Source organism: Bradyrhizobium zhengyangense (assembly GCF_022012555.1).
Lineage (GTDB): Bacteria > Pseudomonadota > Alphaproteobacteria > Rhizobiales > Xanthobacteraceae > Bradyrhizobium > Bradyrhizobium zhengyangense.
Window position 1 is genome coordinate 67477 of record NZ_JAKLTZ010000019.1, and the last position, 14404, is coordinate 81880.

A 14404-nucleotide genomic window follows, 5' to 3' on the forward strand; every position below is an offset into this window, starting at 1 on the left:
TGCCTTAATCCGGCCGGACCATCTCGAACATGTTTTCCGGCTGAATCTCGAAATAGTCGCCGCGGCGCCCCGCGCGCATGATCGGGCGGGCTGCCGCGGTCTGGTAGACGCCGTCCTTGATCATGGCCTTGTCGATGTGGACGGCGACGACCTCGCCGAGGGTCAGCCAGGCATTCGCCTCCCTGCCGTCGGCACCCTTGAGGCGGATGATATCGGACACCTTGCACTCGAAGGCGACCGGGCTCTCGCCGACGCGCGGCACGTTGACGAGCTTGCCCGGGACTGCGGTCAACCCTGCGAGCTTGAACTCATTGACTTCGGGCGCGACATGCGCGGCGGTGGCGTTCATTTGCTTGGCAAGATCCTTGGTGGCGAGATTCCAGACGAACTCGCCCGTCTGCTGGATGTTCTCGACCGAGTCTTTCCAGTGGGTGGAGGAGAAGCCGATGATCGGCGGCACATAAGCGAACGCGTTGAAGAAGCTGTAGGGCGCCAGATTGACGTGGCCCTTGGCGTCGCGCGAGGAGATCCAGCCGATCGGCCGCGGCGCGATGATGGCATTGAAGGGATCGTGCTTGAGGCCGTGGCCCTTGGAGGGTTCGTAGAAATGCAGGTCTTTCTCGGTCACGCGCTGCTTCCTTTCGTCATTGCGAGCGCAGCGAAGCAATCCAGAATCCCTCCGCGGAGACAATCTGGATTGCTTCGCTGCGCTCGCAATGACGGAATTTGTTGATCCGTCGTCGCACACCGCCAGCCGGTCAGTCCGGCGCGGTCAGCTTGCTTATATGGGAAAAGCTCCGCCCCGTCAGTGGCGCGGGGACAGACCGGCGATGACAAAATCGATCATCTGGTCGATGGTCGGGCCCGGCTTGTTGTCGGCCTGGGCGATCATCTGGGGGTGGAAGAACCGGATCATCGCGGTGCAGGTGCAGAGCGCGGCGAGCGGCAGATCGGGCGCCTCGAAATCGCCTGAGGCCACGCCTTGGGCAATCACCGCGCCGATGGCCTCGGTGACGCGATGGATATGGGCCACGCAAACCTCCCAATCCTCCTCCATCGCGATCTCGACCATCTCGTGCAGCTTGGAATCGCCGACATAACGCTCGGTGTTCATGCGATGGACGGTGGTGAGCAGCTCACGAAAGCGCTCCTTGACCGGACCGGGCTTGGCCACGATCCGCTGCGCCTCGAGCTCGACCTCGCCCATCAGGCTCTGCGCCACCGCCTGGTGGATCGCCTTCTTCGATTCGAAGAAGCGATAGACATTGGCGGGGCTCATCCGGAGCTCTTTGGCGATGTCCCCGACCGTGGTCTTTTGATAACCGATCTGGCGGAACAGCCGCTCGGCCACCTCGAGAATACGATCCCGGGTGTCGCCTTCGATATGTTCCGCAACCAATGTCATGTGTCAGGACTCGTCCATCGCTAGTCTTCTCATTTATTCAGCCGCCTCAGCAAGCGGAATTGCGTGCTGGTCATCGCTCCCATGCTGCGGCGCGGCAGGCTGTTCCGGCGTGCCGGCTTCGTCCAGGCTCTTCCTGAACCACAGGGCATAGAGGCCCGGCAGGTACAGCAGCGTCAGGAAGGTCGCGACAAACAGGCCGCCCATGATGGTGATCGCCATCGGGCCCCAGAAGGCCGAACGCGACAGCGGTATCATGGCGAGGATGGCGGCAAGCGCCGTCAGCACCACCGGACGGGCGCGGCGGACGGTCGCCTCCACGATCGCCTCGCGGCGGGTCAGGCCGTGCGAGACGTCGGTCTCGATCTGGTCGACCAGGATGACCGTGTTGCGCATGATCATGCCGGCGAGCGCGATCAGGCCGAGCAGCGCCACGAAGCCGAACGGCTGGTTGGCGACATTCAGACCGAGCGAGGCACCGACGATGCCGAGCGGCGCGGTGAGGAATACCAGCGTCAGGCGCGAGAAGCTCTGCAACTGGATCATCAGCAGCGTCAGCATCACCATGACCATCACCGGGAAGAGGATGAAGATCGAGGCATTGCCCTTGGCGGATTCCTCGAAGGCGCCACCCGGCTCGATGCGGTAGGCCGGCTCGAGGCTGTCCTTGATCGCCTGAAGCTTCGGCGTGATCTGGTTGGTGACGTCAGGCGCCTGCACGCCGTCGACGACGTCGGAGCGCACGGTGATCGCCATGTCGCGGTTGCGCCGCCACATGATCGGTTCCTCGTGGGCATATTCGATCTTGGCGATCTGCTGCAGCGGCACGGCAACACCGTTCTTCGAGGTGATGGTGAGATCGCCGACCCCGCCGAGGTCGAGACGTTCGGACGGAATCGCACGGGCGACCACGCCGACCTTCTCGATGCCGTCACGCACGGTCGTGACCTGCGCGCCGGAGATCAGCATCGACAGCGCCTGCGAGACGTCCTGCGGGGTCAGGCCCATGGCACGGGCACGGTCCTGATCGACGACGAGCTTGAGGTAGGGCGACTGCTCGTTCCAGTCGAGCTGGACGTCCTTGACGTTCTTGTTCTCGCGCATGACGTCGCGAACCTGATAGGCGATCTCGCGCACCTTGTTCGCGTCAGGCCCGATCACGCGGAACTGCACGGGGAAGCCGACGGGGGGGCCGAAATTGAAGCGGTCGACGCGCACACGCGCCTCCGTCAGCATGCCATCGGCAACCGCACCCTCGATCTTGGCCTTGACCCGTTCGCGCGCCTCGACGCCCTTGGCGACGATGACGATCTCGGCGAAGGACTCGTTCGGCAGCTGCGGGTTGAGGCCGAGCCAGAAGCGCGGCGAGCCCTGGCCGACATAAGACGTATAGGTCTCGATATCCTTGTCGTCCTTCAGAAGCGTCTCGGCCTTCTTCACGGCCTTCTCGGTAACGTTGAAGGCCGTGCCCTCGGGCAGGCGCAACTGGAGGAACAGCTCGGGCCGTTCCGACAGCGGGAAGAACTGCTGCTGGACATGACCGAAGCCGACGATGGAAGCGACGAACACGCCGACGGTCGCGACCACCACGGTGATGCGATGATTGACGCACCATTGCACGATGGCGCGCAAGCCGCGGTACATCCGGGTCTCGTAAACCGCATGCGGATCGTGATTGTGATGCACCTTTATCTCCGGCAGCAGCTTGACGCCGATATAGGGCGTGAAGATCACCGCCACGAACCAGGAGGCGACCAGCGCGATCGCCACGATCCAGAAGATGCTGCCGGCATATTCGCCGACCGCCGAATTGGCAAAGCCGATGGGGAGGAAGCCAGCGGCCGTGACCAGCGTACCCGTGAGCATCGGAAACGCGGTGGATTCCCAGGCAAAGGACGCCGCACGCATGCGGTCCCAGCCCTGCTCCATCTTCACCACCATCATCTCGACCGCGATGATGGCATCATCCACGAGAAGTCCGAGCGCGATGATCAGCGCACCGAGCGAGATGCGGTGCAGATCGAGCGACATCGAATTCATGACTATGAAGACGATACCGAGCACCAAGGGCACGGACATCGCGACCACGATACCGGTACGCCAGCCGAGCGCTAGGAACGAGACGAACAGCACGATCGCGAGCGCTTCCATGAAGGAGTGCACGAACTCGCCGACGGCGTGCTCGACCACCTTGGGCTGATCGGCGATCAGCGAGACATCGATGCCCTGCGGCACCGCCTTCATGAAATCTGCGGTCGCCTTCTCGACGTCCTTGCCGAGCTCGAGGATGTTGGCGCCCTTGGCCGTGACGACGCCGATGCCGATTGCGGACTTACCTTCCTGGCGCACGACGAAGCTCGGCGGATCGACATAGCCGTGCGTGACGGTGGCGATGTCGCCGAGGCGGAACACGCGGCCGTTGCTCTCGACCGGCGTCTCGGCCACGGCCTTGGCGCCGTCGAGCGCGCCGGTGACACGCAGCGGCACGCGCTGCGACGAGGTCTCGACCGTACCGGCCGGCGTCACGTTGTTCTGCTTGGCCAGCGAATCGAACAGCGCCTGCGGCGTGATGCCGAGGGTGGCGAGCTTGGCATGCGAAAACTCGACGTAGATGCGCTCATCCTGATTGCCGTACATATCGACCTTGGTGACGCCAGGCACCTTAAGGAGGCGCTGGCGAAAACCTTCGGCGACCTTCTTGAGCTGGGCGTAGTCGGCGCCGTCGCCGGTCATCATGTAGAGGATGGAATCGACGTCGGAGAACTCGTCGTTGACGACGGGTCCGAGAATCCCTGCGGGCAGCTGGCCCTGAACGTCGACCAGCTTCTTGCGCAGCAGATAAAAGAGATACGGCACGTCCTTCGGCGGCGTGGAATCGCGGAAGGTGACCTGGAGCGCGGTGAAGCCGGGCTTGGAATAGGTCTGCACCTTCTCGAAATAAGGCAGCTCCTGGATCTTCTTCTCGATGGGATCGGCGACCTGGGCCTGCATCTCCTGTGCGGTCGCGCCCGGCCAAAGCACGGAAACGTTGACGACCTTCACCGTGAAGAACGGATCTTCGGCGCGGCCGAGCTTCTGATAGGAGAAGAAGCCGGCGACGCCGAGCACGAGCATCAGGAACAGGACCAGCGTCGGATGGCTGACGGCCCAGGCCGAAAGGTTGAAGCGCTTCATCGCACTCTCCGGAAAATCGATCCAATTGCCAAAACGACAGCCGCTCTGTTCAAACCGTCGTCGCGAGGCAGCGAAGCAATCCAGGGGGCTGGGCAGGTTCTGGATCGCTTCGCCGCTTCAGCCTTTGCGTAGGGGCAAAGGCAGAAGCTCACCTCACACGACGTAGCTCGCTTCTCCTGTCATTCCGGGGCGCCCGCAGGGCGATCCCGGAACAACGGTAGTTAGAAAGACAGCGCCGACACGACCCGCACCTTCTGGCCGGGATCGAGCTTCTGCACGCCGAGTGTGACGATCTTGGCGCCCTCGTCGACACCCCCAGTGATGATGACGTCGTTGCTGTCGTACGCCTTCACCGCAACCGGCTTCAGCGAAACCGCGCCGTTGTCGTCGACGACGAAGAAGGACGACTTGCCGCCTTCGTTGAACAGCGCCGACAGCGGCAGCCGCGCGACGCGCTCGGTGGCGGCGTCCGACAGCGTCAGCGTCGCCGTCATGCCGAGCGCGACCTTGTCGCCGGCCTCGGGCAGCGAGAATTTTGCGAGATAGGTGCGCGTGGCCGGATCGGCAGCAGGCGCAATCTCGCGCAGCTTCGCGGCGTATTTCTTGTCCGGCTCCGACCAAAGAGTGACGCTGGCGACGCCCGACTTGGCGCGTCCGACCAGCGTCTCAGGGATCGCGACGACCGCTTCCTTTTCGGCAAAGCGGGCGACACGGATCGAAGCCTGGCCCGCGGCGACCACCTGGCCGGGCTCGATCAGCGTCGCGGTGACGACGCCACGGGCGTCGGCGTTGAGCGTCGCGTAGGAAAGGGAATTCTTGGTCAACTCGACCGAGCGGATGGCACGGTCAAGGCGCGCACGGGCTTCGTCAGCTGCGGCGCGGCTCGAATCCATCGCGGCGTCCGTGGTCCAGCCCTTGGCTTTCAGATCCTTGGCGCGCTGCTCGGCGGCTGCAGCCTGGGCAAGCACTCCAGTCGCAGCGGTCTGCTCGGCGACCGCCTGCTCGGCCTGGAGCTTCAGATCGACCTCGTCGAGGGTGGCGAGTGCCTGGCCGACTTCCACGGTCTGGCCGACCTCAACAAGGCGTTTCGCGACCTTGCCGGCGACGCGGAAGCCGAGGTCGCTCTCGATCCGGGGCTTGATGGTGCCGACGAAGCTGCGCTCCGGGGTCTCGGCATCATAATGCGCTGTGGCGACCAGAACCGGCCGCGGCGGCTCGGCTTTTTGCGCCACGGAATCGTTGCATCCGGCCAGCGCCGCGGCCATCAGGGCCAGCGAAACACCTGCCAAGAGCCTGGAATAGCTGGACAAAACCGACCGAACGAACATCGGGGGACACTCCTGCGTCTGCGATGAGAGGAATGTCGAATAATCACTGATAAAAGTCAATAATCGTCAGTCATCAGGAATGTGTGATCGTTAAGGGGTGGTAAGGATCAGAAGGAGATTACCAGGAAGGTGCTATCGTAGGGTGGCCAAAGGGTAGCGTGTCCACGCCCTTGGCCTATCGGAAGAGATCGTGGGCACGGCGCGCGAAGAGCGCGCCTTTCTCCCACCCTACGAGACTGCCCTTACCGCCCCTGGTCGGCGAATTCGTGCTTGGTCTCGTGGCCGCCGATGAAGACCAGGATGCCGGCGAGGAGCGGCAGCACGGCAAGCACCAACAGGCCGGTCGAGGTCTGCCCTGTTGCTTCCTTGACCCAGCCGATCAGGTAGGGGCCGCCGAAGCCTGCGAGATTGCCGATCGAATTGATCAGCGCGATGGCGCCGGCAGCTGCCGTGCCTGACAGCCAGGCGGTCGGCAAGGTCCAGAACACGCCGAAGACGCAGAACACGCCGATCGCGGCGAAGGTCAGCGCCACCATCGTCATTGTGGGATCGGTGAGATAGCTGGAGATGGCGAGCGCGATCGCGATCAGGATCATGGGCACGCCGACATGTATCACGCGCTCGCGCGTTGAGTCCGAATGCCGGGCCCATAGGATCATGGCGATCGTACCGAACACATAGGGGATTGCGGTCACGAAGCCGGTCTGGGCGTTGGTGAGGCCGAACGCCTTGACGATCTGCGGCAGCCAGAACTGCATGCCATAGAGCGCGCCGACGAAGCCGAAATAGATCAGGCTGAGTGCGATCACCTTCGGCGAGGACAGGGCTTCACCGAGCGAGAAGTGCTTCACCGCCTGCTTGGCCGCGATCTCCGAATCGAGCTTCGCCTTGAGCCAGGCCTTCTGCTCGGCCGAGAGCCAGTCCGCCTTCTCCGGCTTGTCGGTGAGGTAGAACCAGGTGACGATGCCGAGCAGCATCGAGGGGATCCCCTCGAGAATGAACAGCCACTGCCAGCCCTTCAGTCCCATGACGCCGTCGAGCCCGAGCAGGAGGCCCGAGATCGGCGCGCCGATCACGGTCGAAACAGGCACGGCGATCGCGAAGGCCGCAAGGAAACGACCGCGATATTCGGCCGGATACCAGTAGGTGAGATAGAGGATGATGCCGGGGAAGAAGCCGGCTTCCGCCACGCCGAGCAGGAAGCGTAGGACGTAGAAGCTGGTCACGCCGCTCACCAGCGCCATCAGCGCCGAAATGATGCCCCAGGTCACCATGATACGGGCGATCCAGCGGCTGGCGCCGAACTTTTCCAGCGCGAGGTTGCTCGGCACCTCGAAGATGAAATAGCCGATGAAGAAGATGCCGGCGCCCCAGGAGAAGATCAGCGGGGTGAACTTCAGCTCGGCGTTCATGGTCAGCGCGGCGAAGCCGAGATTGACGCGATCGAGATAGGAGAAAAAGTAGGCCAGCACCAGGAACGGAATCAGGCGCCAGGAGATGGCGCGGATCGTCGAGGTCTCGATTTCGCTCTTGGTGATACCGGCCGAACCGGCATAAGTCGTGGTCTGGCTCATCGCTTCCCCCGGGGTTGTTGCTTTTGTGGGCTGATTGCGGTTTTCAGCATCGCGGACAAAGAGTCAATGGAGCAAGCAATGCACGGGACGCAACCGGCCAACACCGTTGCACCGCTCCAGGCATCGCTGATGCGCGCCGCCCTGGCGCTGGTCGTGATCGCCTGCGGCCTCTCCTTGCGCTGGTACGGCTTTCAGCTAGGCCTGCCCGCCTTCATGGTGAAATACGGCGGCTCGCTGTTGTGGGCGACGATGGTGTTTCTGTTGGTCGGGGTTTTGCTGCCGCAGCTGACGCGGACGCAGCTTGCGGCGATCGCGATGGTGATCGCGATCGCGGTCGAGTTTTCGCGGCTGGTGCACACGCCGTGGCTCGATGCGTTCCGACTGACAACGGCCGGCGCGTTGTTGTTGGGACGGATTTTCTCGCTGTGGAATGTGCTGGCGTATGCGATTGGGATCGCGTGCGGCGTTTGGATCGATCGGCTGGTCGCGCGGCGCGGTCTTGCAACTCACTCATCAAGCTGAAACCGCTCGAAGCGATCCAGCTCTTCCTCGATCTTCCGCTTCAGCTCCTTGCGCCCCGCCGTCTTCTTGCCCTGCCCGACCCAAGTCCATTTCTGCATCAGCACCTTCTTCGCCTGCCGGTCGGTCTTGAGATCGAGCGCGGCGACGATCTCGTCGCCGACCAGCACGGGCAGCGCGAAATAGCCGAGCTTGCGCTTGGCCTTCGGCACATAGGCCTCGAACAAATGATTGTAGCCGAAGATGAGATTGGTGCGCTTGCGCTGGATGATCAGCGGATCGAATGGCGAGAGGATGTGGACGAGGTCGGACGATATTTCGGCAGGCTCGAGCGTCGCTGGTGCGGTCCAATGCTCCTGCTTGCCGGCGCCTTCGATCGCGACCGGCACGAGCTCGCCGCGGCGGACGCGCGAGGCGACCAGGCTTGCGACCGCCTTCTTGCTCGGCGCATCGAGATGGCAGATCGAATCGAGGCTGACGACGCCTTGCGAGCGCAGCGCACGATCGAGCAGATAGGCCGTGATCTCCTTCGCTGAAGCCGGCTTCGGCAATTTGTCCCAGCCGAAATGACGCGTCATCAGATCATAGGTCTTCAGCATGCCCTGGCGCGCGCTGATGGTCGCGACGCCGGTATAGAAGGCCAGCTGAAGCGCCCGCTTCGAGGGTTTTCGGCTCTGCCAGAGATGCTCCTTCTCGATGAGCACGTCGTCCTCGATGTCGCGGATGGTCAGCGCACCCGCGCGCAACAGCCGCATCACCTTGCGGGTGTCAGCCAGCGTCACCGAGGCATACCAATTGTGCCCCTCGCGCTTGTGCTCGCGCATCGCCGGCAGGAAGAAGCGAAAATCGTTCGACGGAACGTAGGACAGCGCATGGGTCCAGTATTCGAACACGCTTTTGTCGACGCTCTGCGCCTGACGCAGATCGGCGCGGCGATAGGACGGAATGCGGCTGAACAGGATATGGTGATGGCAGCGCTCGATCACGTTGATGGTGTCGATCTGCACATAGCCAAGATGGGCGACCGCGTCCGTGACGGCCTGGGCGCCCTCGCCGAACGGTGCGCGCGTATCGAGCCGCTGGGCCCTCAGCCAGATCTGCCGGGCCTGTGTCGTCGGTATCAGAAGGGGTTTTGGTGCGCGGGGCATTGCGAGAGGCAATGTAGCGGGATTCGCACCAAGAGAAAGAACAGGAAAAACAACCCGGCATACGAAAGCCGCGCTGCCATCTGCTGACAGCGCGGCTTGATGGTAGGGCCGAGGCCTACTTCATCATCATCGCCTTCTGCGCCTTCATGTAATGCATGCAGGCGCCCTTCATCTTGCCCATGCTCATGTCCGTGTTGGCCATGGCCATTTCCTTGTTCATGGCCATCTTGGCGGGCGTGTCGGCGGTGCCGGTCATCGCGGCCGTCGATTTCATCATGTTTTCGCCGGTGCACGCCATCATCGCGGCGGAGGCGGGCGAAACGGAGAGAGCGAACGCGACAAAGGCTGCGGCGGTGAGCAAGGTCCTCATCGAAAAGTCTCCTCAAGTAAAACGAAACCGGCGTCATGCCGGCATTCGCAAATACGTATTCTCTCGTGAGAACGTTTCGTGGAGAAGACAATTTTCTTGCTGCAACGCAAAGCAGGCCGACATTAGCGACCGTCCTTGGGCGCCTTGACCCGGTCGTTGGGCCGGTCGCTGAGGCTGCCGGTGGCGATGTCGGGCTCGCAGGAGGCTCTGCCCCGCCCCTCCGCCTGACAGCGATAGACGCTGCCGGTCAGGCGATCGACCAGCCACATCGTCTCGTCTGTCGGAGCTTCGAGGCCGATATAGCGAGAGGCCAACCCAGTGATCAGCGTCGAGAGCAGGATCGCCACCGCGATCATCGCCGCACCGATATAGATCGGCATGGCGCTGAGAAACACGGTCCGATCCGGCCGGCCATTACGATAGAACTGGTAGTCACTCGGCCTCGGCACTGGACGGAACTCGGCTCCCTCATCTACGATTGTCGAGTGACGTTGCTTGCTAGGCGCGCATCTGGCCGAAAGCTTGTCCGCGGGCGGACCATGCCGCGACCGCTTTGCGACGACCGGTGTACACGGGTTTCAGCAATGCTCTGCCTCAGTCCCCCTAGGTCGGGGCGGAAGCGCAGCTCAGGCTCCTTAAGAGAGCCAGCTTATTAAGAGAGCCAGCTTAGCCCGGAAGCCCCCGCCCACGAATGTGACGAAGATCACATCGAAGCCTTTGAACCTTCCCTATGCTCGCAGCATCAAATCGCCATCAGGCGTCACAGCGAGGATACGACAATGACCCATTTCGATAGGTTTTTTGGACTGAAGGCGATCACGCTCACGGCCGCGCTGTCGCTGACCGCGGGCCTGGCTTTCGCCGGCGACAACAACGTCTCGTCCAGCCAGATCCTGGATGCGTTGAAGCCGAAGCCGATCACCCGCGGCCTCTCCGTCGGTCCGCAGGCCGATCCGACGGCGCAGGCCAAGGAAGCGACCTTCCTGAACACCGTGCGCAACCGGCAGACCCGTTCGCTCTCGATGGGCGAACGTGACCAGATCGCCGAGCTCGCGTCGACCAAGCCGAACATCGATCTGGAGATCCAGTTCGACTATAACTCGGCCGACATTGCCAAAACGTCTGTGCCGTCGGTGCAAGCTCTCGGCAAGGCGCTGTCCGACCCGTCGCTGAAGGGCTCGACCTTCGTGGTCGCCGGCCACACCGATGCGATCGGCACCGAGGAGTACAATCAGGGCCTCTCGGAGCGTCGCGCCGACACCATCAAGAAGTACCTGGTGCAGAACTACGGTCTCAACGGCAGCGACCTGGTCACCGTCGGCTATGGCAAGACCAAGCTGAAGGACGCCGCCAACGGCGCCGACCCGATCAACCGCCGCGTTCAGGTCGTGAACATGGACACCAAGACCGCGTCCAAATGATCTGAGAAACGATCGCAACAGCCGACAAACCGCCTGCCGCGTGTGGCAGGCGGTTTTCTGTCGTCAGATCCAGCTCTGAAACAGCATCAGGTGGTTGAACGTCTGCATCGATGTGCCGATGAAGGCCGCCGAGATCGGCAGCATCACCGCGAAGCCGATCGCGACCATGCCCACATAGGCCCACAGCAGCCAGCGCGGCAGCCCCTCTCGGCGCAGCGCATAGACCAGGGCAAGCGACGCAACCGTTGCAGCCGGCAGATAGTAGTAGATGAAGCCCAGCGTGCGTGGGAGCAAAGCCCAGGCGAGCCAGCAGCCGAAATAGAACGCCGCGATCAGGAACGCATCCCAACGGCGCGCGACGACGAAGTCGCGCAACACAACGGCAAGCGCGAGCAACGCCGGCCAGGCGACCAGCGGATTGCCGAGGAAGACGATCGCTGCAACGTTGTCGTCCGCGGTCTTGTCGAACAGGAACCACACCGGGCGCGCCAGCAACGGCCAGGACGGCCAGGAGCTCATATAGGTGTGGCCGGCGATCGCAGTGGTGGTGTTGTCGGCGAAGATCCGGCGCTGCGCCTCGATCAGATCGGATAGCGACAGGCCGTAGAGCGGAACGAAGGCGGCGAAATACGTCACGGCCGGCAACAGCGCAAAGCACAGTGCGGCATGATGCGCCCTGAATGTGGGCCAGAGGTCAGGGCGGTACCAATCGGTTGGCCTCGCATCGGCAAACAGAGTATGCCAACCCTGCATCAGGCGGACCACCGCAACGATCGCGATGCAGACAGCGAGCGGAAACAAGCCGCTCCATTTGCAGGCAGCTGCAAAACCGAACAACGCCCCTGCGATCGCGAACAGCGCCTGCGGACGCTCTCGTCGAAAGCCGTGCATGAAGGCAGCGATGGCGAGCAAGCCAAGACCCAGCGCAAAGATGTCGAGCATCGCGATGCGCGCCTGCACATAGAGCATCTGGTTGAAGGCCGCGATCAGCGCCGTCGCAATCGCGGGTCCTTGCGACCCGAACAGTGCGAGCCCGCAGAGATAGATCGCGACAACGGCGAGCGCGCCGAACAAGGTCGCCGGATAGCGCCAGCCGAGCGCGTTGTCGCCGAATGCCGCGATCGATGCCGCGATCAGCTCTTTCGCAAGCGGCGGATGCATCGGATTGAGCATCGGCTGTGGCGCAGTGAAGCCCAGCATCTGCCGCGCTGCCGGCACGTAATGAACCTCGTCGAACACGAACTTGTCCGGCGTCGTCAGCCCGATCAGCAGCGCGACATGCGCGGCTAGGAAGATCGCGACAGCGATCACTGCGCTTCGCGACAATCCAGGAACTGGATGTGCTTCCAGCGACTGCGATAGGGCTATTTTGCGTGGCAAATCTGCGTCACCGCGAATAAAAAATAACTCAGGCGATCCATTGAACGCATTCTGCCGCAACTGTCACTAAGCTAACGCTCGTCTCGCGCGGCCTGTGATAATTCTGCCACAACACAAGCGCGCGCGATCCAGTACGATCAGGGACCTCGATCGGTTACGATATGAATTTGCGTTTTCTGCTTTTCCCAACACTGCTGTCGGCTGCACTTTGCGCTGCGCCTTCTGTGCAGGCCCAGACGCGCGTCGGCGAAGCCGTCCTCGTCCAGAACGAAGTGGTGCGTGTGGCCGCGAGCACGACGCCGATCAATGTCGGCGATAGCATGCTGCGCGATGAAACCGTGCGCACCGGTGCCGACAGCGCGGCGCGCTTTGTCATGGCCGACAGCACCAACCTGTCGCTGGGGCCGAGTGCGACGCTGAAGCTCGACCGCACCGTCTTCAACGACGAGCACAGCTATCGCGACGTCGCCATCCGAATGGCGACCGGCGCATTCCGCTTCGTCACCGGACATTCGGAGAAGACCGCCTACAAGATCACGACGCCGCTCGCGACCATCGGCGTTCGCGGCACGATCCTCGACATCCTCTCGCAACGCGGCCGCTCGGTCGTCGTCCTTCAAGAGGGAGCGGCAAGCGTCTGCACGCTGAGCTTCCAGTGCATTCAGCTCACCCAGCCGGGCGACACCGCGATCATCACCTCGACCGGCGGCAAAGTCACGATCACCAAGACCAACTCGCCGCCCTGGACGTTCGCAGCCAACTGCGCCGCCAATGCCGGGCTGTGCACCGTCAACCAATATGCCGATGCGTCGCCGACCACACCCGCCGTCCATGACGACGGCATGCTGTGCGGGCGCTGACGATGGCAAAGCCCGGCTTCAAACGCCTCGTCCTGGCCTACACGCTCGGCGCGGCCGCCGCGCTCACGCTGTTCGCGCTCAACGCCCGTCCAGCGACAGCCGCGACCTTCTGCGAATCCGAGTGCGGCAGTCCGACCCCCTCCCCGTCACCGACATATTCGCCGTCCCCGACGCCAGGCGCATCGCCCTCCCCGAGTCCGTCTCCGTCACCAAGCCCGTCTCCGTCGCCGAGCCAGGCTCCGTCGCCGACCCCAACGCCGACCGGCTCCGATTCCAGCGGCAACTCGGTCAACGGACTCGCCAACCAGCGCTTCAATCAGATGATCACCAACCGCGTGCTCGGCACGGTGCTGCTTGGCGTCAACGAGCAGGTCAATTGCAGCGACTGCATCAGCGCGTTCGGCTCGGCCGGCTCGTTCTCGGCCGGCATCCACGGCCGCAAGGAACTGACGCCCAACCTGTCGCTGCTTGCCGGCATCGCCTACACGCAATACAGCGAGGGCGGCTATCACATCACCAGCGCACCGATCGGCGCCCTTGCGCTGCGTTATGACTTCACCGATTGGGGCTCGTCGCGTCCGTTCTTCGACGTCGGCACGATCCTGACGCCGTGGGAGAAAGCGCGCTACACCCGCAGTTACAATACCAGCCTGGGTCCGGTGAGCGTGACGAGTTCAACGGACGCCTCCAATTATGCGGTCTTCGGCCGCGCCGGCTGGATCAGTCGCCTGTCACCGCGCGACGAGGTCGCAGCCTCCATCGAGGTCTGGCAGCTCTGGCAGCGCGTGTCGGGATACGCCGACAACACGGTCGCGTTCAATCCGTTCGACGCCACCATTGCAACAGGCACCGACCGTACCAGCCTGGTCAAGATCGGCGGCCAGTGGACCCATCTCTTCGCCGGCAATATCGAGACCAACATCAACGGCGGGTGGGTGCAGTCCTTCGCCAGCCATAGCGGCATCGTCGCCACCGTGACCGGCGACGGCATGGTGGTGCCGACGATGGGCAACCAGGGCTGGTTCGAATATGGCGGCCGCCTCGGCTTCCGTGTGCAGAAGGGCTGGGTCGTGGATCTCTTCGCCAACGGCACACTGGGCCCGCAGCCGGTGGGCAATACGATCCATGGCGGCGTAGGGCTGCGGATCAATTATTAGCTGGCGCGGTTCGCGCGAGCAGCCCAAACCTCCGCTGTCATGCCCGGCTTCGCGGGCGATGACACTTGTCG

Annotated in this window: 13 protein-coding genes; 4 read left to right on the forward strand and 9 right to left on the reverse strand. The window is 63.1% G+C overall.

Annotated elements, in window-relative coordinates:
* Positions 1-4: 4 nt before the first annotated feature.
* The 5 genes from L6639_RS37280 to L6639_RS37300 form a co-directional block, all read right to left on the reverse strand.
* Complete coding sequence (locus tag L6639_RS37280; protein WP_237866494.1) at positions 5-628, reverse strand: flavin reductase family protein; 624 nt, start codon at positions 626-628, stop codon at positions 5-7.
* Between the two features lie 177 nt (positions 629-805).
* Positions 806-1405, reverse strand: coding sequence for a TetR/AcrR family transcriptional regulator (locus tag L6639_RS37285; protein WP_237866495.1), 600 nt, complete (start codon positions 1403-1405; stop codon positions 806-808).
* A 33-nt stretch (positions 1406-1438) separates the two neighbouring features.
* On the reverse strand, positions 1439-4576 hold the full coding sequence (locus L6639_RS37290; RefSeq protein ID WP_237866496.1) for an efflux RND transporter permease subunit: 3138 nt from the start codon (positions 4574-4576) through the stop codon (positions 1439-1441).
* Between the two features lie 221 nt (positions 4577-4797).
* Positions 4798-5904 (reverse strand): efflux RND transporter periplasmic adaptor subunit, encoded by a 1107-nt coding sequence (locus L6639_RS37295; RefSeq protein ID WP_237866498.1) that lies wholly within the window; start codon positions 5902-5904, stop codon positions 4798-4800.
* Between the two features lie 242 nt (positions 5905-6146).
* Entirely contained in the window at positions 6147-7478 is a 1332-nt protein-coding gene (locus L6639_RS37300; protein ID WP_237866499.1) for an MFS transporter, read from the reverse strand.
* Between the two features lie 78 nt (positions 7479-7556).
* Between L6639_RS37300 and L6639_RS37305 the strand changes: the two genes are divergently transcribed.
* Positions 7557-8000, forward strand: coding sequence for a ribosomal maturation YjgA family protein (locus L6639_RS37305; protein ID WP_237866500.1), 444 nt, complete (start codon positions 7557-7559; stop codon positions 7998-8000).
* On the opposite strand, the gene L6639_RS37310 is transcribed toward L6639_RS37305, so the two are convergent.
* From L6639_RS37310 to L6639_RS37320, 3 genes are all read right to left on the reverse strand, one after another.
* Positions 7985-9145 carry a winged helix-turn-helix domain-containing protein gene (locus L6639_RS37310; RefSeq protein WP_237866501.1) on the reverse strand — a complete coding sequence of 387 codons (1161 nt, stop codon included), beginning with the start codon at positions 9143-9145 and terminating at the stop codon, positions 7985-7987. The genes L6639_RS37305 and L6639_RS37310 overlap by 16 nt on opposite strands.
* Positions 9146-9260: 115 nt before the next feature.
* Entirely contained in the window at positions 9261-9515 is a 255-nt protein-coding gene (locus L6639_RS37315; RefSeq protein WP_237866502.1) for a hypothetical protein, read from the reverse strand.
* 122 nt (positions 9516-9637) lie between these two features.
* Positions 9638-9895, reverse strand: a complete 258-nt coding sequence (locus tag L6639_RS37320; RefSeq protein WP_237866535.1) for a hypothetical protein — start codon at positions 9893-9895, stop codon at positions 9638-9640.
* A 399-nt stretch (positions 9896-10294) separates the two neighbouring features.
* Here L6639_RS37320 and L6639_RS37325 point away from each other — a divergent pair, with 399 nt between their 5' ends.
* Positions 10295-10936, forward strand: coding sequence for an OmpA family protein (locus L6639_RS37325; protein ID WP_237866504.1), 642 nt, complete (start codon positions 10295-10297; stop codon positions 10934-10936).
* 63 nt (positions 10937-10999) lie between these two features.
* Here the strand turns inward: L6639_RS37325 and L6639_RS37330 are convergent, their stop codons facing one another.
* Entirely contained in the window at positions 11000-12286 is a 1287-nt protein-coding gene (locus tag L6639_RS37330) for a phospholipid carrier-dependent glycosyltransferase (RefSeq protein ID WP_237866536.1), read from the reverse strand.
* A gap of 191 nt (positions 12287-12477) precedes the next feature.
* Between L6639_RS37330 and L6639_RS37335 the strand changes: the two genes are divergently transcribed.
* Together L6639_RS37335 and L6639_RS37340 are read left to right on the forward strand one after the other, a co-directional pair.
* Positions 12478-13176: a FecR family protein gene (locus L6639_RS37335; RefSeq protein ID WP_237866505.1), complete on the forward strand. Its 699-nt coding sequence runs from the start codon at positions 12478-12480 to the stop codon at positions 13174-13176.
* 2 nt (positions 13177-13178) lie between these two features.
* Positions 13179-14333, forward strand: a complete 1155-nt coding sequence (locus tag L6639_RS37340; protein WP_237866506.1) for a hypothetical protein — start codon at positions 13179-13181, stop codon at positions 14331-14333.
* Positions 14334-14404 lie beyond the last annotated feature (71 nt).